The organism is Bacillus sp. RB3 (genome assembly GCF_030164735.1).
Lineage (GTDB): Bacteria > Bacillota > Bacilli > Bacillales > Bacillaceae_G > Bacillus_A > Bacillus_A cereus.
In genome coordinates, this window is record NZ_JASNGE010000001.1 from 40,914 (window position 1) to 61,091 (window position 20,178).

Sequence of the window (20,178 nt, forward strand, 5' to 3'; positions counted from 1 at the left end):
AGCGAGGGCTTATTTTTTATACTTGATAAGAATGCTCTAATTTATCAATTAATGAACCAACGTAAGAAACAGCTTTACGGATTGCGTCTGGTTTTGACATATCTACTCCGGCATGTTTCATTGTACCACCAGCGATCAATAGCAGGTTGTCCTTCCTCTTTAATCATTTGAGCTACTGCAGTGGATGCAGTGTGTGCTGCCTTTTTTGTAGTATTTCTAGTAACGATTTACGGAAAGGTTCAAGTTTTGTTTCTTCAGTTAAATATTTTTCAATTGTTCCTTCGCCGAATATGAGGATTTCATTATGAATAAAGGATAGTGCAGTATGTACTTTCGTCCATAAAGCAGAAATTTTGGAAGAGTTCGCTTGAATACTTGGATTTGTACGATCAGTAGATTCTTTTAAATTTGCATATGAGTACAGTTTTGTTAACGTCATTAAAAGTTCTTCTTCTAAAAGTAGGCAATTTAATAAATTGTGGGAGCTAGTATGTAAATGTCCTTTAAATGAATCAAGTTTCTGTATATCATTTTCCAATGCGTTTAATGCAGTATGCTATTCGGCATCAGAATTATACAAATCGGATAAATCCCATGTTAGTTCAGCAGGTACCTCTGCGCAATTAAGACGATTTTCTATTACATTTTTCAAGTCGTATATCCTCCTTATTAAGACTATCTAAAAATATAATGATAGAAAATTCGGTTAAATTAAAATATTTTTCATTTTTATATACAAAAAAGAAGGACAAGCATGAAAATGCTTGTCCTTCAAGTTAATTTAAGAATTAATATACTTTGTCACCATTGAAAATCGAGTTTTTCACGACAACATAATCTACAGTACGAATAGCATCTAATTTTGTTCCACCAGCGTAAGAGATAGAAGATTGAAGATCTTGTTCCATTTCGATTAACGTATCTTCTAAAGAACCTTTATGCTCAACGAACATTTTCTTACCTTCAACGTTTTTCTTCTCACCCTTTTGGAATTCAGAAGCAGAACCGAAGTATTCTTTATAAAGTTTGCCATCTCTTTCAATTGTTTCCCCTGGAGACTCTTCGTGACCAGCGAATAGAGAACCGATCATGACCATAGTTGCCCCAAATCGTATAGATTTAGCTACGTCGCCGTGTGTACGAATACCACCATCAGCGATAATTGGCTTACTTGCAGCTTTTGCACACCAGCGAAGTGCAGCTAGCTGCCAACCACCAGTTCCGAAGCCTGTTTTAATTTTAGTAATACAAACTTTACCAGGTCCAATACCAACTTTTGTTGCATCGGCACCAGCATTTTCTAATTCTCTTACCGCTTCTGGAGTTCCAACGTTTCCAGCGATAACGAAGCTCTCTGGTAAATGTTTTTTAATATGTTGAATCATGTTGATCACAGCATTAGAATGACCGTGTGCGATATCAATCGTGATATATTCAGGTGTCAGTTGCTCAGCAGCTAATTGTTGTACGAATTCATATTCGTCCTCTTTTACACCAACGCTGATAGAAGCGATTAATCCACGTGATTGCATATCTCTAATGAATGAGATTCGTTTCTCTGGTTGGAAACGATGCATGATATAGAAGTAGTTGTTCTCAGCTAAATAAGTTGCAATTCTTTCATCAATAATCGTTTGCATATTTGCAGGTACGACAGGTAATTTAAATTTATGTTTTCCTAAAGTGACAGTTGTATCACATTCAGAGCGGCTATTTACAATACATTTTGCAGGAATTAATTGAATATCTTCATAGTCGAATACGTTTTCCATCATTTACACCCCTAAAATACGAATATTTTATTTTTATTAATCAAAAATGTTCGTCCATAGGATAATTTACATTATTTTTATTAAGAAGTCAAAGGATTTCTTAACGTTTTTTGAAAAAGTAGATTTTATATCTGAAAAAGAACGTTAAAAACGAATTTAAAACGTTTTTTCATTTGTATTGTTCGTTTATGAGAAGGGTTGAAAAATTAAGATAATTATACAAGGTTGTATGTATTCTTTTTATCTTTTTTGAGTGGATGTAGGATACTATGAAAAGGTTAATGCTAACAATACGAGCAAAAGATGTTATCAAGTAGTTGAACATTATATGAAATGATAAGGTTTATTTCTATATAAAAAGATGAATCTGGCATGATCCACCTTTTTATGTGAGGTTTCAAGTATAATAAGTAGGGTGATAGTAATGTATACAAAAGATAAAAAAGAAAATAATATAAAATAAAATGAGGTTAATATATGAGTAAAAAAAGTTTTTCTGATTATAAACTAAGTACGGAAATCGTAAGGGCACTTACTGGGTTAGGATATAATCATCCAACAGAAGTACAAGGTGAGGTTATTCCAGTTGCATTAGAAAAGAAGGATCTTGTTGTGAAGTCCCAGACTGGAAGTGGAAAAACAGCTTCATTTGGTATTCCACTTTGTGAAATGGTGGAGTGGGAAGAGAATAAACCACAAGCATTAGTTTTAACACCAACGAGAGAGCTTGCGGTACAGGTAAAAGAAGATATTACAAATATAGGTCGATTCAAAAGGATTAAGGCTGCGGCAGTTTATGGGAAATCTCCATTTGCACGTCAAAAATTAGAATTAAAGCAAAAGACACATATTGTAGTTGGTACTCCTGGTCGTGTGTTGGATCATATTGAGAAGGGTACCCTTTCTTTAGAGTGTTTGAAGTATTTAGTTATTGATGAAGCAGATGAGATGCTAAATATGGGCTTTATCGATCAAGTGGAGGCAATTATTGATGAATTACCTACAAAAAGAATGACGATGTTATTTTCAGCAACACTTCCAGAAGATGTTGAGAAATTGTCTCGTACATATATGAATTCACCAATTCATATTGAAATTAAAGCAGCTGGGATTACGACGGATAAAATTGAACATACTCTTTTTGAGGTGATAGAAGACGAGAAGCTTTCACTACTTAAAGATGTAACAACGATTGAGAATCCTGATAGCTGTATTATTTTCTGTCGTACACAAGAAAATGTAGATCATGTATATAGACAATTAAAACGAGCTAACTATCCTTGTGACAAAATACATGGTGGTATGGTACAAGAAGATCGTTTTGAAGTCATGGATGATTTTAGAAAAGGAAAATTCCGTTATTTAGTAGCAACAGATGTAGCTGCGAGAGGAATTGATATTGATAATATTACACATGTTATTAATTATGATATTCCACTTGAAAAAGAAAGCTACGTACATCGTACTGGAAGAACGGGACGAGCTGGAAATAGTGGAAAAGCTATTACATTTATAACACCATATGAAAATAGATTTTTAGAAGAGATTGAGGAGTATATTGGATTTGAAATTCCAAAGGCAATTGGACCTTCAAAAGAAGAAGTTATGAAAGAGAAAGCTGCATTTGAAGAAAAGATACATGCTAAACCAATTATAAAGAAAGATAAAAATGCAGATATCAACAAAGGCATTATGAAGCTGTACTTTAATGGCGGGAAGAAAAAGAAAATTAGGGCGGTAGATTTCGTCGGTACAATTGCTAAAATTAAAGGTGTTACAGCAGAAGATATAGGTATTATTACGATACAAGATAATGTTTCTTACGTTGAAATATTAAATGGAAAAGGACCACTTGTCTTGAAAGTCATGAAGACTACAACGATTAAAGGGAAACAACTAAAAGTTCATGAAGCAATTAAGTAAATAAAAAACTATCCACTTTAATAGGTGGATAGTTTTTTATTTATGATTCTTTTAAATCATCCACTAGTTGCTCCGCTAAACGTCTATACATATTACTCATAGTGACGAAGGATGTTAGTAGTAGAAATTTTTCTAGCTTTGTATCTTCTAAGGAAGAAATCTCATTTACTTCTGTAACACGGTTATTTACGTCTTGTTTAAAGCTTTCGACATTGCTTTCAGTAAGAGCAAGATAATTTTTGTATAACGTATTTAATTCGAATGAATCATCATTTAATAAGGAGTCATTTATAGTTTCTAATGAACTTTTTATGTCGTTAATGGAGAGAGCTCCCTTTAATTGATAAATTAGGCTAATTAAAATCATATGCTCTTTTGAATACTTTTTATTTTTGATAGGGATGAATAGTTTACCTTTTGCGTAATTATTAATCATCGTTTTTGTTAATACTTTTTCATCATCAGTTCTCGTTGTATCTGCATAAGTATTCTCAAATAGTTGGACAACTTGGTCTACATATAAGTCAACATTTGGAATATCCTCAAGTTTAATGTTTTTTTCTAAATGTAATGTCTTAAGTAATTCATTTATATTTTCCACGTAGAATCCCTCACTTTTATAACTTAGTGGAACTTAATGTTTAATATATCTTTAAATATGGTATTACGAAACAAATGAATTGTAAATGTTGACCTTAAAAAGAAATGTGTATATAATTACATGTAGTTATTAAAACTACATGTAATTATATGAGGGGTGTTATTATGAATGCTTATGTAAGGGAACCAGTTAATGCATTTACTCACTTAGGTGGAGCGATATTATCATTTATTGCGTTATTAGCTATGCTTGTGAAAGTTTCTATCAAGATGCCATCATTTGCTGCAATTACAGCTGTTATTTTGTTTGGTATTGGAATGATGGTCCTTTATACGGCGTCAGCTGTATATCATAGTGTTGTGGCCAATGAACGTGTTATATACTTCTTTAGGAAGCTAGATCATTCTATGATTTTTATATTAATTGCAGGTACATATGCACCCTTTTGCTTAATTACATTAAATTCAGCAAGTGGTTTGCTATTATTTTGTTTAGTCTATGCAACTGCGATTTGTGGCATTGTATTTAAAATGTTTTGGTTTAATTGTCCAAGGTGGTTATCGACAGCAATTTATATTACGATGGGTTGGTTAATTGTTTTATTCTTTGCACCGTTAGCTGAGAATTTAAGTACAGGAGGCATTATTTTCTTAGTACTTGGGGGCATTTTTTATACAATTGGTGGATTTATTTATGGAACAAAGCCAAAATGGTTAGAGTTTAAATACATGGGGCATCATGAAATTTTTCATGTTTTTGTATTATTAGGTAGTCTTGCGCATTTTCTAAGTGTATATTGTTACGTAATTTAATAAAAAAATGCCACATAATTTTTATTATGTGGCATTTTTTTATTACCTGATTAGAATCGTATATGTTATAAAATTATTATGGGATAAAATGTAAGTTTCTGTGTTCGCATGTTAAACATAGGATAAGAAATATGTGATATACTTTGAGAAGTTTATAATGAATGAAATATGGAGGACTATAATTATGGCAATACTTGTAACAGGTGGAGCAGGATATATTGGTAGTCATACATGTGTAGAATTACTAAATAGCGGTTACGAAGTTATAGTAGTGGATAATCTTTCGAATAGCTCGGTAGAATCTATAAATCGAGTAAAAGAAATAACAGGAAAACAATTTAAGTTTTATAAAGAAGATGTTTTAAATCGCGAAGCGCTTGACGCAATTTTTGAAGAAAATTCAATTGAAGCAGTTATTCACTTTGCAGGATTTAAAGCTGTAGGGGAGTCAGTAGCGATTCCATTAACATATTATCATAACAACATTACAAGCACGTTAGTGCTATGTGAAGTAATGCAGAAACATAATGTAAAGAAGATAATCTTTAGTTCATCTGCAACTGTATATGGTATCCCGGAAACGTCACCGATTACGGAGGAGTTTCCATTAAGTGCAACAAATCCATATGGTCAAACGAAATTAATGATTGAGCAAATTATGCGTGATGTAGCATTTGCAGATGCAGAATGGAGTATCGCATTACTTCGCTATTTCAATCCATTTGGTGCACACGAAAGTGGGCGTATCGGAGAAGATCCAAATGGAATCCCAAATAACTTAATGCCATATGTAACGCAAGTAGCGGTAGGTAAGTTAAAAGAATTAAGCGTATTCGGAAATGACTATCCAACGAAAGATGGAACAGGAGTCCGTGATTACATCCATGTTGTGGACTTAGCAAATGGTCACGTAAAGGCGCTTGAGAAAGTACTGAGTACAACAGGAGTAGATGCTTATAACCTGGGCACAGGCATGGGCTATAGTGTACTAGAGATGGTTGAAGCGTTTGAAAAAGTTTCGGGCAAGAAAGTTCCTTATAAAATTACAGAGCGTCGCCCAGGTGATGTGGCAGTATGTTTTGCTGATGCATCGAAAGCAAAGCGTGAATTAGGCTGGGAGGCAACACGCGGATTAGAAGAAATGTGTGCTGACTCTTGGAAATGGCAATCAAATAATAAAAATGGCTATTTAGAAGTTTAATGATGAATATAAAAAATGACCTTTGCATAAAAGCAAGAGGTCATTTTTTATATTCATTTTCTACTAAGTTTATTAGCGAACCTAGAAAAGAACGTTCGCTGTTTTAAATGATATGATTTTACAATATCTTATGCTAGAAGGTAGTAGAATGAGATAGAGTAATGTATTATTTTATTAATTTTTTATGGGAATTGAAAGCGTATTATTGAAATGTATTCCAACACTTGTATCATTGCTAGAGTACGTTTATAATCAAGGAATCCTAGTTCATGTTTTGATAGGATTATTTATTATTGAAAGCGTTTTAAGTTCACTCCTTTTTTGAGGTAGGAGGTCTGACTTATTTAGGTGAAAAATTATGTATGTAGTTTTAAATGGGAAGAAAAATAATATAAGTATCATTTTATAGTGTGGGGAGGTTAAAAGTGTGAAAGGTAAAGATTTTCACACGAATATATATGGGTTATGTAGGATTATTACTTTCAGGGGCAGCTTTATTTTTAAATAGTCTTGTTATATTAGGGAAAGCAGAGATGAAAAGTGCGGGTGTTTTTAATTTATTTGTGGGTGCACTACAAATTATTATTCCGTTTTATTTGATTATGATTTCTGACCAAAGCAATTGGACAGTGTATTCATATGCGGCTACTTTCTTATTTGGATTAACTTATTTATATGTAGGTGTTACTTTTATAAAAGGAATGGATAGTAGTGGTCTAGGATGGTTTTGTATTTGGGTAGCAATTATAGCCTTATTCTATATGGTTGTTTCATTTGTTCAATTCCATGATGTTGTTAATGCATTAACGTGGTTTATGTGGGCATTACTTTGGTATTTATTCTTTGTATTAAATACACAAAAGAAGAACATTAATCAATATCTTGGAAGGATTGCCTTCGTACAATCATGGGTAACATTGACTTTACCTTCACTCTTTTATTTTATGGGAGTGTGGGGAGAGGGATTCGTATATGAATTATGGGTTTATGTATCTGTAATTTCTATTTTATACTTCTGTTATTGTATTTATAAATATCGAGTGCGTTAATATATTATCTGTATAAAGGCATGGAATCGTTAAACGAATTCCATGCTTTTTATATGTTAGCACTTATAATAGAGAGGTAGTATTTTACAATTTGCTAAAGTGGGGATGATGAAGTTGAAAAAAGTATTGGTGCTAGGGGGAACAAGATTTTTTGGTAAACATTTAGTAGAAGCACTTTTGCAAGAGGGGCACGATGTAACGATTGCGACGAGAGGAATTACGGAAGATTCTTTTGGCAGTAGAGTAAAAAGACTTATTGTAGATAGGGAAGATGAAAAACAACTAGCAGAGCGTCTAGGAGATAAAAGTTATGATATTGTATACGATAATTTATGCTATAGCTCGAATGCAGCGAAGGTAATATGTGAAGTGTTACGAGGGAAAACGAAGAAATATGTTATGACATCTTCAATGGCCGTCTATGAACCTGCCCTAAGCTTATCAGAAGAAGACTTTAATCCGTACGAGCATGCAATCGCGTATGGAGATAGGAATGACTTTAATTATGGTGAAGGAAAGAGATTAGCTGAAGCCGTTGTATTTCAACATGCAACATTCCCAGTCGTTGCAGTGCGTTTTCCAGTTGTTATTGGAGAAAATGATTATACGAAAAGGTTACAATTTTACGTTGAATGTATTGTGAACCAAAAACCTATCGTTGTGGATCATGTAGATGGAACTTTGTCATTTATACATGAAAAAGAGGCAGGAGAGTTTCTAGCTTGGTGCGGAATGGCAAATGTGAGAGGACCAATTAACGCCTGTAGTAACGGAGTAGTTTCTATGGAAGAAATTATTCATTTCATAGAAGAGAAGACAGGAATAAAAGCACTCATTCAGAAAGCTGGGGGAAATATAGCTCCTTATAATGAGGTAACTAACTGTACGTTACATAATGGAAAGGCTCGTGAATTCGGATTTTTGTTCCGAGAGCTGAAACTAGAAATAAAAAATATTTTAAAACATTATATAAATACAATGAAGTAATCATAAATCCCCCGGTGGCAATCCGGGGGATTCTGGAGGATTTCGACAATACTGATTTTACATTACCAAATTTACCTTATACGTACGACTAATGTTTTTGTGATTGAATTGCTTGTAAATACTTCTCGTTTACTTGGTCCCAGTTTACTGTATGCCACCAGTTGGTAACAAACTCTGGGCGCCTATTTTGATACTTTAAATAATAAGCATGTTCCCATACATCAATTACGAGTAAGGGGATTTTCCCTTCTTGCAAAGGCGTATCTTGATTTGGTGTACTCATAACAGAGAGTTCCTCACCGTCAAGAACAAGCCATCCATAGCCACTTCCAAAACGACTAATAGCTGCTTTGGAAAGTTGATCTTTTAAGTTGTCAAAGGTATTGAAATAATAATCAATTACTTTTGCAACGTCTCCATTAGGCTCACCGCCACCTCGTGGGCTCATCACTTCCCAAAAAAGACTATGACAATAGTGACCACCACCGTTATTTCGTACAGCTGTAACAATTTCCTTCGGTAAAGCATCTAAATTACATAGCAATTCTTCTAAAGATTTATTATGTAATTCAGTATAATTTTCTAAAGTAGCATTTAAATTGTTTACGTATGTCGCATGGTGCTTTCCATGATGAATGGCAAGTGTATTGCTATCAATATGTGGCTCTAGTTCATCATAGTCATATGAAAGCTTTGGCAATTGAAATGAAGACATAACATTCCCTCCTTTCGACTTAAAAAGTTGGTCTAGGTAAAAATACTTTACCTGAGTCAAAAATACACCCATTTTCCATATAAGTCAATAGTAATTCTATTAATTTTCTGAAAAATATTACAATAAAAGTAACACTCTCACTTTCATTTGTGACTCCTATCCTTTTTGCTTATACTGTAAAGTAGCAGGGTTTTGTTGAAATAGAAGGAGATTGTTTATGAGTAAAACGAAACAATTAATAGAGGAAGCAAGTAATTTTATTACGATTTGTTATAAGGAGCTTCATAAAGAACAATTGATAGAAGAACGTATAAAAGAAATTCAAATTGAGATAGAGAAGACAGGGACATATGAGCATACATTTGAAGAACTTGTTCATGGTTCACGAATGGCATGGCGTAACAGTAATAGATGTATTGGAAGACTATTTTGGAGTAAGATGCACATATTAGATGCGCGCGAAGTAAATGATGAAGAGGATGTATATAATGCATTAATTCATCATATTAAATATGCAACGAACGACGGAAAAGTTAAACCAACCATTACGATTTTTAAGCAATATCAAGGTGAAGAAAATAATATAAGAATTTATAATCACCAATTGATTCGATATGCAGGATATAAAACAGAAACGGGAGTGATTGGTGATTCTCATTCCGCTACATTTACGGACTTTTGTCAGGAGCTTGGTTGGCAAGGAGAAGGTACGAATTACGATGTATTGCCACTTGTGTTTTCTATAGATGGAAAAGCGCCTATATATAAAGAAATTCCGAGAGAAGAAGTAAAAGAAGTGCCAATTGAACACCCAGAATACCCTATTTCATCACTTGGAGTAAAATGGTATGGTGTTCCAATGATTTCAGATATGCGTTTAGAAATTGGCGGTATTTCTTATACAGCCGCTCCGTTCAATGGATGGTATATGGGAACAGAAATTGGGGCGCGCAACTTAGCAGATCATGATCGTTATAATTTACTTCCGGCTGTTGCGGAGATGATGGATTTAGATACATCGAGAAACGGTACCTTATGGAAAGATAAGGCGCTAATTGAGTTGAATATTGCCGTACTACACTCCTTTAAAAAACAAGGAGTTAGTATTGTTGATCACCATACTGCTGCACAACAATTTCAGCAATTTGAGAAGCAAGAAGCTGCTTGTGGTCGTGTTGTAACAGGTAATTGGGTATGGCTTATTCCACCATTATCTCCAGCTACCACCCACATTTATCATAAACCGTATCCGAATGAAATTTTGAAGCCAAATTTCTTTCATAAATGATATTTAGTGTAGGTTTTTTCTGTGAAATATAATTTTTTAAAATTACTGTTATGTAGCAAATGGAAGCCTTTACTCTCGGTTATTTTTGGAAGAGGCTTTTTGAACCAAGGAGTTCCTTATGTTATAATCAAAGTTCTGTTTCGAAGACCTTATAGAAATATAAGGTCTTTTGTTTTGCTTTTTTATGTAAGAGGAAGAGATTCTTTCTTTTTAATAAGGGATTTGGCATATTTTTAGGGACAACATAAGTATGTGGGAAGTCGATAAAATGTTATGCATATATAATTATTGTGTTTTGGTTTTAAACAATAAAACATAATAAAGTTGTTTTTTTAGATTGCTGAGGAAGGAGGAAGTGTAAATGAGGATGAAGAGTCGAAAAACTGATTGGCCTGTATTTATTATTAGTGGTGGTTCACTTTTATTATTTGTAATTGCAGTTTTTTTGAACAAGGATTATGTAGAGAGTGCGATTAATAAAAGTTTCGCTTTTTCAATTAAATATTTCGGTGCCTTCTGGCAAATTTTATTATTAGGTACATTTATTGTTGCGATGTGTATGGCGTTCTCCAAATATGGGAGAGTTAAGCTTGGAGGATTAGAAAAACCTGAGATTAGTACGGCAAAATGGCTTGCTATTATTATGTCTACATTACTTGCCGGAGGTGGCGTTTTTTGGGCAGCAGCAGAGCCAATGTATCATTTGATGACGGTGCCACCAATACATGATGGTATATCTGCCGGAACGAAAGAAGCAGTCAGGCCTGCTTTAGCACAAAGTTATATGCATTGGGGATTTTTAGCATGGACGATTTTAGGTACAATTAGTGCGGTAGTTATGATGTATGGACATTATCATAAAGATATGCCGCTAAAACCTCGAACGCTTTTATATCCTATTTTTGGGGAAAAATTAAGAAAGAGCCTGCTTGGAACGATAATTGATGCAGCTGCAATTATTGCAGTAGCTGCAGGTACAATTGGCCCAATTGGATTTTTAGGTTTACAAGCAAGTTATGGATTACAAGAATTATTTGGAATTTCTGATGTGTTTACTACTCAATTAGCAATTATTGTTTGTGTGGTGGCCGTGTCTACCATATCGGCAGTAACAGGTATTGATAAAGGGATTCAAATTATAAGTAATTTAAATGTTAGATTAGCAATTGTATTAATGGCATTCATATTACTATTTGGGCCAGGTGGATTTATTATTGATTCGTTTGTTTCTTCGTTTGGATTTTATGTAAATGAATTTATACCGATGAGCACATATCGTGGTGATGCAAGTTGGTTAGGATCTTGGACAATCTTTTTCTGGGGATGGTTTATTGGATACGGACCAATGATGGCAATTTTAGTGAGTCGAATTTCAAGAGGGAGAACGATTCGAGAAATCATCGTTGCAATTGGAATTATCGCACCTATTATTACAACGTTTTGGTTTACTATATTAGGTGGATCAGGCGTGTTTTATGAGTTGATGAATCCTGGGTCTATCTCGGACGCATTAAGTGAATCTGGTATGCCGGCAGCTATGATTGCAATTACAGGACAATTGCCACTTTCTAATATTATTGGACCAGCATTTCTTTTATTAACAATTTTATTTGTAGTGACAACAGGGGATTCAATGGCGTATTCCATTTCAATGGCAGTGACTGGAGACGGAGATCCTAGAATTAGTTTGCGAATTTTTTGGTCGCTTATTATGGGCGCAGTTGCAGCAATTCTTTTATATATGGGTGAAGGAAGTATTAATGCGCTACAATCGTTTATCGTGGTGACGGCAGTTCCGGTATCAATTTTGTTATTCCCAATGCTATGGTTAGCGCCTAAAGTTGCGGGAGAATTAGCATTAAAACAAGGTATTGTAAAAGAAGAAGATAAAACTGCATTCTTATTTCAGAAGGCTAGTAAATCAAAATAAATAAAAACGTAAAAGAGGAAGCATCTTAAATGAGATGCTTCCTCTTTTACGTTTAATCTAATACTTTTCCCTTTGTTTCTGGTACACATAGTAGCATTGTAATTAACCCGATTGGGTAGATGATAAAAATCAAGGACAATGCTCCAAGTAGGTTGCCACCTGTAGCGAGTAAGCCAATAATAACAGGCCCAAATCCAGCTAACCCACGTCCTGTACCGAAAATAAAGTTTTCAGCGGTAGAGCGAGCTTCAGCAGGATAGTTTTCAGCTAAAATTGCCCCAAATCCTCCCATCATTCCATTTGCAAAGAATCCAAGCAATGCACTTCCCCATAATAATAATGTTGAATCTGTGAATAAGAAGAAGTAAATGAGACAGTATACTGTACCGCCAATATAATAGATTGCAAAAGTTTTACGGCGACCAATTTTATCAGCTAGAATACCAAAGATTGCAATTCCAATTAGCATACCGATGGTAGAAATGAACATCCAGCCACTTGCTTTTGCTAATGTATAGTTATATTTATTTGCTAAAATAGTGGGCATCCATGTGAAGATTCCGTAATATCCGAAGTTTTGGATAAACGACATAATAATAAGACCAATTGTTGTAATTGTTACTTTTTTATTGGCAAATAACTTTCGAAGTGGGAATTTTTTCATATGTTTTAGTTGTTCTGCTTCAGTAGTTGTTAATTTACCTGTAGCTTCTTTTTGCAACAGTTCCTTTTTGTAGCGTTGTTTTTGCTCCCATATTTTCGGTTCACTTAAACTTTTACGGACATAGACAGCTAGTAAAGCTGGAATTAATCCAAATAAGAAAACGGCTCTCCATCCAAAGTGTGGGACAATAAATGCTGGAAGGAGTGAAGCAATCAGTACACCAAATTGCCATCCAAGTGCAACAACAGATGTCGCTTTAGCTCGCATTTCTTTAGACCAGGTTTCTGTTACGATGGCCATTCCGATTCCGAATTCACCACCAACTCCCATTCCAACTAAAAAGCGCAGAATTAATAATTGCCAGTAGTCTGTTGCGAAATAAATGAGTGCGGTTGCTAGTGAAAACAGTAAGATTGTGAAGGCCATTGTACGAATACGGCCAAATAAATCAGCAATAAATCCAAATAAATAAGAACCAATTAACATCCCTATTGTGGTAGCTAATGTTAAGTTTCCACCTTCAACAGGACTTAAGTGAAACTCTTTTAAAATATAGACAAGTACGAAAGATAATAGCAACATATCTAAACCTTCTGCTGCATATCCTAGCGCAGAACCAAATAATGTTTTATATCTTTTCGCTTTCGTCTCCTCTGTTGTTTGTTGTACATCAGTAGTGACGTTCATTATTACTCCTCCTTATTTTCTACAGTCGCTATGGAAGAATAACAAAAGGCCTTCTCACCTGATATGATGAGAAGGCCAAAAAAGCATACGTATCCCCCAAAAAGAACATACGTATATTATATTCCGACTTCCTTCTCAACCTCACGGGGTTGGGTTAAAGGACTGTATTATATTACTTTATTTTTAGCACTCTTCTATTGTATTGTCAAATAAAGAGGAAGTTATTATGTGTAAAATATTTCAAAAAATATTTCGTTCTTCTTGACGCCGACTTCATTATTTTCCCATAATAAAACTAACTAAATAAAAAGGAATGAATCAAAGATGCTAAATTTAGTACTCATGATGATTGAACGAGTCGGACTTATAGTTATTTTAGGATTTTTACTCTCTCATATTAAAACTTTCAGACGCCTCCTTCATAAACAGGATGGCTATGTAGATAAGCTGAAGCTTATTTGTATTTTTTCGGTATTTACAATTGTAAGCAATTACACTGGGATTGAAATAGCAGGAAATACGATTATGAATGAAAACTGGTTACAAGGTGTTTCTTCGTCAAGTACAATTGCGAATACGCGTATTATGGGTGTCGGTATTAGCGGCTTACTTGGTGGCCCTATCGTAGGGGTTGGAGTAGGATTTATTGCTGGTATTCATCGTTATATGCTTGGTGGTACGACAGCGCTAAGCTGCGCAATCTCTTCTATTTTAGCGGGGATTATAACTGGTTATATTGGATATATTTTCAAAAAATATAATCGTACAATTACTCCTAAGTTTTCAGCAGTTTTAAGTGTTTTTATCGTATCTTTAGAAATGCTAATGATTTTATTAATTATAGAGGATGGAATTAGCGTTGTGAAAACAATAGCGATACCAATGATTCTTGTAAATAGTTTTGGAAGTTTTATTTTACTTTCTATGATACAAGCTATTTTGCGTCAGGAGGAGAATGCAAAGGCACTTCAGACCCATAAAGTATTACGTATTGCAGATAAAACGTTACCGTATTTCCGCCAAGGCTTAACAGAAGAATCATGTAAGCATGTGGCACAAATTATTCACCGTTTTACAGGAACAGATGCGGTATCCTTAACAGATACAGAGAAAATATTAGCTCATGTTGGATTAGCATCAGATCACCATATTCCTTCACATAGTTTAATAACCGGTTTGTCGAAAGAAGTGTTAAACACAGGGAAAATAATGAAAGCGAAATCACGTGAGGTTATTAATTGTCAACATGAAGGCTGCCCTTTGCAAGCGGCGATTGTAATTCCACTAACTTCGCATGGAAATACGATAGGGACATTAAAACTCTATTTCAAAAATCCTAACCAGTTAAGTCGTGTGGAAGAGGAATTAGCAGAAGGGTTAGCAAAAATATTCTCCACGCAGTTAGAGTTAGGAGAAGCTGAGTTGCAAAGTAAATTACTTCAAGATGCGGAGATAAAAGCATTACAAGCGCAAATTAACCCACACTTTTTATTTAATGCGATTAATACAGTATCAGCTTTATGTCGAACAGATGTAGAAAAAGCAAGGAAGTTATTATTACAGCTTAGCGTATATTTCCGTTGTAATTTGCAAGGGGCACGTCAGTTATTGATTCCACTAGAACAAGAATTAAACCATGTACAGGCATACTTATCACTAGAACAAGCAAGGTTCCCAAATAAGTATGAGGTAAAGATGTATATTGAAGATGAGCTAAAGACAACTTTAGTACCACCATTTGTTCTTCAACTATTGGTTGAAAATGCATTGCGACATGCTTTTCCGAAGAAGCAACCAGTATGCGAAGTGGAAGTGCATGTTTTTGAAAAAGAGGGTATGGTTCACTTTGAAGTAAAAGATAATGGACAGGGAATTGAGGAAGAACGTTTAGAACAATTAGGAAAGATGGTAGTTTCGTCAAAGAAAGGGACTGGAACAGCTTTATATAATATTAATGAACGTCTTATTGGGTTATTTGGGAAAGAAACGATGCTTCATATTGAAAGTGAATTAAATAAAGGGACGGAGATTACCTTTATTATTCCAAAAAAAGTAGGGGAGGAAGAGCCGGGTGTTAAAAGTATTAGTAGTTGACGATGAAATGTTAGCACGTGATGAACTAAAGTATTTATTAGAGAGAACGAAAGAAGTTGAGATAATTGGTGAGGCTGATTGTGTGGAAGACGCATTAGAAGAACTAATGCAAAGTAGACCAGATATTGTGTTTTTAGATATTCAATTATCCGATGATAACGGATTTGAAATCGCGAATATATTAAAGAAGATGAAAAATCCACCTGCAATTGTATTTGCTACTGCCTATGATCAATATGCGCTGCAAGCATTTGAAGTAGATGCGTTAGACTACATTTTAAAACCATTTGATGAAGAGCGTATTGTGCAGACATTAAAGAAGTATAAAAAACAAAAACAAGCGCAAATAGAAACGAAGCACGAAATAAAGGGGACAGATGTAACAGCAGAGATGCATAAATTAGCATTACCAATTGAAGAATCAATCGTACTTGTGAATATTGAAGATATTATATATGTAGGGCTTGTAGATGGGAAAGTAACAGTAAAAACAACGAGGGAAACGTATGTAACACATGATACACTTGTAATTTTAGAGAAGAAGTTACCACAAGCAAGCTTCATGCGCGTACACCGTAGCTTTATTGCGAATATTAATCATATTACTGAAATTCAGCCATGGTTTAATTCTACTTATAATTTAATCATGAAAGAAGGATCGAAAGTACCTGTTAGCCGTACATATGCAAAAGAACTCAAGAAGCTGCTTCGTATTTAAGAAGCAGCTTTTGTATTTCATCCTTTTATATTTGTAACTGATTCTGTATATTTGACGTTCTGTTATGTAAACGCTTACTTATACGTTTGTATCCTATACAATAAAGGTACCAAATCGAAAGAGGTGGCCAAAATGAGTACGAAAAAAGTATATAGTTTCTTATCACAAGCATTCATATTCTCAGCTATTATGTTAATTTCTAATATTATTGCAACACATTTACCAATTCCAATGCCTTCATCGGTAATCGGGTTAGTTATTTTATTTAGTCTATTATGTTTAAAAGTTATTAAATTGGAGCAAGTTGAATCACTCGGAACAGCTTTAACAGGTATTATTGGATTCTTATTCGTCCCATCAGGTATTTCAGTTATTAATTCTCTTGGTGTAATGGGGCAATACTTTGTACAAATTTTAACTGTAATTGTTGTAGCAACAGTTATTTTACTTGCTGTAACAGGGTTATTTGCACAATTTATTTTAGGAAAAGATGAAAAAGAAACAGAAGATACAAAAGAATTGAAAGTAGTAAATAAAGGACGCAAGCACGGAAAGGTTGCGTAACCATTGCATTTATATATTGTTAGGAGGTAATGAATATGACAAGCACAATGACTCCATATTTCGGAATCGTCGTTTCATTAATCGCATACGGAATCGGAACATTATTATTCAAGCATTCAAAAGGGTTCTTCCTATTTACACCATTATTCGTAGCGATGGTATTAGGGATTGTCTTTCTAAAGGTAGGTAACTTTACTTTTGAAGAATATAATACTGGCGGAAAAATGATTAGTTTCTTTTTAGAGCCAGCAACAATTGCATTTGCTATCCCACTCTATAAACAAGTTGATAAGTTGAAAAAATATTGGTGGCAAATTTTATCAGCTATCGTGGTTGGATCTATTTGCTCAGTAATTGTCGTGTTCATTGTTGCAAAAGCAATCGGTTTAGATACAGCAGTAATGAATTCAATGCTACCACAAGCAGCAACAACAGCAATTGCGTTACCAATTTCAGAAAGTATTGGTGGTATTCCAGCAATTACATCGTTTGCAGTTATTTTCAACGCAGTTATCGTATACGCATTAGGAGCATTATTCTTAAAAACATTTAGAGTGAAACATCCGATTGCAAAAGGTTTAGCACTTGGAACAGCGGGTCATGCATTAGGAGTTGCGGTAGGAATTGAAATGGGTGAGGTAGAGGCAGCGATGGCAAGTATTGCTGTAACAGTAGTTGGGGTTGTAACAGTAGTTGTCATCCCAATGTTCATACCATTCATTGGATAGTAAAACTTACTTAAAAAACAAGAAAAGCAAGCTATTTGTAGGACAGATTTCTACTGATAGCTTGCTTTTTATGTTACAGTAGTGGTAAGACCTATTTAAAAAAATGTAAGTTTCCTTAAATCTTCATTAATACTATGTAGAATACGTTTTGAATTAGGTCATTGTATTGTAAAATAAGAAGTAAGCTACTATATACCTGTTAAGGTAGGCATATAATGAGTTTATAAAAATCTTAATATGAATGAATAATTAAAAGTAGAAAAGAGAGAGAAATCTACTTATTAACGTTTTAGTTTATAGGACAGGAGAGAGTATTCGTCGATTATGCAAATAAAAAACCTGTTTCAAAGTAAAGGATTTCAGAGGTTACTCGTATTAGTAATACTTGCTCTCGTGTTATACGGGCTGCAAAGTATGTTGAATTTAATATTAATTACGTTTATTCTCACGTATTTAATGGATCGATTCCAAAAGTTTATTTCCCGCAAATTAGATCATTTCATGCCTATTAATCGAAAAATTATTATAGCATTTCTATATGTAATGTTAATTGGTGGAATTGCTATTACGCTATTTAAATATTTACCAGTATTGACGATACAAATTTCACAACTGATTTACCAATTCAATGTATTTTTAAGAAACCCACCAGATAGTGAACTAATTAAGTATGCAGTTAATGCTGTCAATCATATGGAGCTTTCTAAATATGTAGGACAAGGCGTAGACATTTTGTATAAATCGATTACGAATGTTGGTAAATTTGGCCTTCAGGTTTTACTTTCTTTAATTTTGAGTTTGTTTTTCTTATTAGAAAAATCTCGTATTGTTGGTTTTACTGCAAAGTTTAAAGAAAGCAGGCTTGCAATTTTCTATACTGAAATTGAGTACTTCGGAAAGAAATTTGCACGTTCATTTGGAAAGGTAATCGAAGCACAATTTTTAATTGCTGTTGTTAACTGTGTTCTTTCAGTTATCGCATTATGGATATTAGGATTCCCGCAATTATTAGGTTTAGCATTAATGATTTTCTTGCTTGGATTAATTCCAGTAGCGGGGGTTATCATTTCGTTATTCCCACTTTGTATGATTGCTTACAATATTGGCGGTATTATGTACGTTGTTTATATTTTGATTATCGTAACAGTGATTCATGCGCTTGAAAGTTACGTATTAAATCCGAAGTTTATGTCGCAAAAAACAAATTTACCGATTTTCTATACTTTTATGGTATTAATTTTCTCAGAGCACTTCTTAGGTGTATGGGGACTGATTATCGGTATTCCAATCTTCATTTTCTTACTAGATGTTTTAGACGTGACAAGTGATGAAATGGAGAAGGATGTTGGAAAAAATAAAGTGAAGTAAGAAAAAGCATCGATGTTCGATGCTTTTTCTTTTATAACATTATGTTTCTTATGCCATACTGTAAGGAGAATATAGAATAGGGGTGAAGTAATGGCTGTAAATGAAAAGGTAGAGTTAGCTACATTTGCTGGAGGGTGTTTCTGGTGTATGGTTTCTCCATTTGAAGAGATGGAGGGCATTATACAGGTTATTTCAGGTTATACAGGCGGTCATAAAGAGGACCCAACGTATAAAGAAGTGTGCTCAGAAACAACAGGACATTATGAAGCGGTACAAATTACATTTGATGCAAATAAAATGTCGTATGAGGAATTGTTAAATATATATTGGAGACAAATTGATCCGACCGATATTGGAGGACAATTCCACGACCGCGGACAGTCTTATGAAACAGTGATTTTTTATCATAATGAAGAACAACATAAAAAAGCAGAAGCCTCAAAAGAAGAACTTGAGCAGAGTGGGCGCTTTTCAAAACCAATTGCGACAAAAATACTACCAGCAGCTACATTTTATCCAGCTGAAGAATATCACCAAGGATATCATAAGAAAAACACATTCCGCTATGAGTTATATCGTAAAGGCTCAGGACGAGATGCTTTTATTAAGCAACATTGGCCAAAGGATAATGCCCATTTAAAAGAAAAACTCAATGAGATGCAGTTTTATGTAACGCAGGAAAATGGTACAGAACCACCATTTCGAAATGAGTATTGGAACCATAAAGAGGAAGGCCTTTATGTAGACATCGTTTCAGGTGAGCCGCTATTTACTTCTCTAGACAAATTTGATAGTGGATGTGGATGGCCTAGTTTTACAAAACCAGTTATGTCAGCAAGTGTGAAAGAAAAGATGGATGTGAGTCATAATATGACACGTACAGAAGTGAGAAGTAAAGAAGGAGACTCACATCTTGGGCACGTATTTCCAGACGGTCCAGGACCAAATGGCCTTCGTTACTGTATTAATTCCGCAGCTCTTCGATTTATTCCAAAAGAGGAATTAGAGAAAGAAGGCTATGGCGATTTCCTAATCTTGTTTGGATATAAAAAATAACCTCGCAGTTAGCGAGGTTAT

General features: G+C 34.3%; 18 protein-coding genes and 1 pseudogene. 13 read left to right on the plus strand and 6 right to left on the minus strand.

Going from position 1 to position 20,178, the window contains the following annotated elements:
• Positions 1 to 16: 16 nt before the first annotated feature.
• From QO049_RS00215 to guaC, 3 genes and pseudogenes are all read right to left on the minus strand, one after another.
• On the minus strand, positions 17 to 121 hold the full coding sequence (locus QO049_RS00215) for an oligoendopeptidase F (protein WP_009327392.1): 105 nt from the start codon (positions 119 to 121) through the stop codon (positions 17 to 19).
• Between the two features lie 60 nt (positions 122 to 181).
• Positions 182 to 652, minus strand: a pseudogene (locus QO049_RS00220) (oligoendopeptidase F); the annotation flags it as partial.
• Positions 653 to 788: 136 nt separating this feature from the next.
• Entirely contained in the window at positions 789 to 1,772 is a 984-nt protein-coding gene (guaC, locus tag QO049_RS00225; protein ID WP_000432447.1) for a GMP reductase, read from the minus strand.
• A gap of 477 nt (positions 1,773 to 2,249) precedes the next feature.
• On the opposite strand from guaC, the gene QO049_RS00230 reads away from it, so the two are divergent.
• The gene (locus QO049_RS00230; RefSeq protein WP_000039354.1) at positions 2,250 to 3,695 is read left to right on the plus strand and encodes a DEAD/DEAH box helicase; all 1,446 of its coding nucleotides are present in this window, start codon (positions 2,250 to 2,252) and stop codon (positions 3,693 to 3,695) included.
• A gap of 40 nt (positions 3,696 to 3,735) precedes the next feature.
• Here the strand turns inward: QO049_RS00230 and QO049_RS00235 are convergent, their stop codons facing one another.
• Positions 3,736 to 4,296 (minus strand): DUF1836 domain-containing protein, encoded by a 561-nt coding sequence (locus QO049_RS00235; protein ID WP_000427884.1) that lies wholly within the window; start codon positions 4,294 to 4,296, stop codon positions 3,736 to 3,738.
• Positions 4,297 to 4,460: 164 nt separating this feature from the next.
• Here QO049_RS00235 and trhA point away from each other — a divergent pair, with 164 nt between their 5' ends.
• The 4 genes from trhA to QO049_RS00255 all read left to right on the plus strand — a co-directional run bounded on the left by trhA (position 4,461) and on the right by QO049_RS00255 (position 8,345).
• Positions 4,461 to 5,108: a PAQR family membrane homeostasis protein TrhA gene (trhA, locus tag QO049_RS00240; RefSeq protein ID WP_000995363.1), complete on the plus strand. Its 648-nt coding sequence runs from the start codon at positions 4,461 to 4,463 to the stop codon at positions 5,106 to 5,108.
• A 184-nt stretch (positions 5,109 to 5,292) separates the two neighbouring features.
• On the plus strand, positions 5,293 to 6,309 hold the full coding sequence (gene galE / locus QO049_RS00245; protein WP_000996548.1) for a UDP-glucose 4-epimerase GalE: 1,017 nt from the start codon (positions 5,293 to 5,295) through the stop codon (positions 6,307 to 6,309).
• 458 nt (positions 6,310 to 6,767) lie between these two features.
• A complete protein-coding gene (locus QO049_RS00250; protein ID WP_000542569.1) occupies positions 6,768 to 7,358 on the plus strand; it encodes an AmiS/UreI family transporter in 591 nt (196 codons plus the stop codon).
• 105 nt (positions 7,359 to 7,463) lie between these two features.
• Positions 7,464 to 8,345, plus strand: coding sequence for an NAD-dependent epimerase/dehydratase family protein (locus QO049_RS00255; RefSeq protein WP_246961703.1), 882 nt, complete (start codon positions 7,464 to 7,466; stop codon positions 8,343 to 8,345).
• An 88-nt stretch (positions 8,346 to 8,433) separates the two neighbouring features.
• On the opposite strand, the gene sodA is transcribed toward QO049_RS00255, so the two are convergent.
• Positions 8,434 to 9,060: a superoxide dismutase [Mn] gene (gene sodA, locus QO049_RS00260; protein ID WP_000094035.1), complete on the minus strand. Its 627-nt coding sequence runs from the start codon at positions 9,058 to 9,060 to the stop codon at positions 8,434 to 8,436.
• A 217-nt stretch (positions 9,061 to 9,277) separates the two neighbouring features.
• On the opposite strand from sodA, the gene QO049_RS00265 reads away from it, so the two are divergent.
• Both QO049_RS00265 and QO049_RS00270 read left to right on the plus strand, forming a co-directional pair.
• The gene (locus QO049_RS00265; RefSeq protein ID WP_098022397.1) at positions 9,278 to 10,348 is read left to right on the plus strand and encodes a nitric oxide synthase oxygenase; all 1,071 of its coding nucleotides are present in this window, start codon (positions 9,278 to 9,280) and stop codon (positions 10,346 to 10,348) included.
• Between the two features lie 361 nt (positions 10,349 to 10,709).
• Positions 10,710 to 12,278, plus strand: coding sequence for a BCCT family transporter (locus tag QO049_RS00270; protein ID WP_246961701.1), 1,569 nt, complete (start codon positions 10,710 to 10,712; stop codon positions 12,276 to 12,278).
• A gap of 52 nt (positions 12,279 to 12,330) precedes the next feature.
• On the opposite strand, the gene QO049_RS00275 is transcribed toward QO049_RS00270, so the two are convergent.
• Positions 12,331 to 13,629: an MFS transporter gene (locus QO049_RS00275; RefSeq protein WP_246961699.1), complete on the minus strand. Its 1,299-nt coding sequence runs from the start codon at positions 13,627 to 13,629 to the stop codon at positions 12,331 to 12,333.
• A 324-nt stretch (positions 13,630 to 13,953) separates the two neighbouring features.
• Between QO049_RS00275 and lytS the strand changes: the two genes are divergently transcribed.
• The 6 genes from lytS (at position 13,954) to msrB (ending at position 20,157) form a co-directional block, all read left to right on the plus strand.
• The gene (gene lytS / locus QO049_RS00280) at positions 13,954 to 15,723 is read left to right on the plus strand and encodes a two-component system sensor histidine kinase LytS (protein ID WP_000933590.1); all 1,770 of its coding nucleotides are present in this window, start codon (positions 13,954 to 13,956) and stop codon (positions 15,721 to 15,723) included.
• Positions 15,701 to 16,441, plus strand: a complete 741-nt coding sequence (locus QO049_RS00285) for a LytR/AlgR family response regulator transcription factor (RefSeq protein ID WP_000921841.1) — start codon at positions 15,701 to 15,703, stop codon at positions 16,439 to 16,441. The genes lytS and QO049_RS00285 overlap by 23 nt, the downstream gene beginning before the upstream one ends.
• A 132-nt stretch (positions 16,442 to 16,573) precedes the next feature.
• Positions 16,574 to 17,005, plus strand: a complete 432-nt coding sequence (gene lrgA / locus QO049_RS00290; RefSeq protein WP_000104901.1) for an antiholin-like murein hydrolase modulator LrgA — start codon at positions 16,574 to 16,576, stop codon at positions 17,003 to 17,005.
• A 35-nt stretch (positions 17,006 to 17,040) separates the two neighbouring features.
• Positions 17,041 to 17,733 carry an antiholin-like protein LrgB gene (gene lrgB, locus QO049_RS00295; protein WP_246961697.1) on the plus strand — a complete coding sequence of 231 codons (693 nt, stop codon included), beginning with the start codon at positions 17,041 to 17,043 and terminating at the stop codon, positions 17,731 to 17,733.
• 324 nt (positions 17,734 to 18,057) lie between these two features.
• The gene (locus QO049_RS00300) at positions 18,058 to 19,101 is read left to right on the plus strand and encodes an AI-2E family transporter (RefSeq protein ID WP_001166008.1); all 1,044 of its coding nucleotides are present in this window, start codon (positions 18,058 to 18,060) and stop codon (positions 19,099 to 19,101) included.
• Between the two features lie 90 nt (positions 19,102 to 19,191).
• The gene (gene msrB / locus QO049_RS00305) at positions 19,192 to 20,157 is read left to right on the plus strand and encodes a peptide-methionine (R)-S-oxide reductase MsrB (RefSeq protein WP_084063827.1); all 966 of its coding nucleotides are present in this window, start codon (positions 19,192 to 19,194) and stop codon (positions 20,155 to 20,157) included.
• Positions 20,158 to 20,178: the final 21 nt, after the last annotated feature.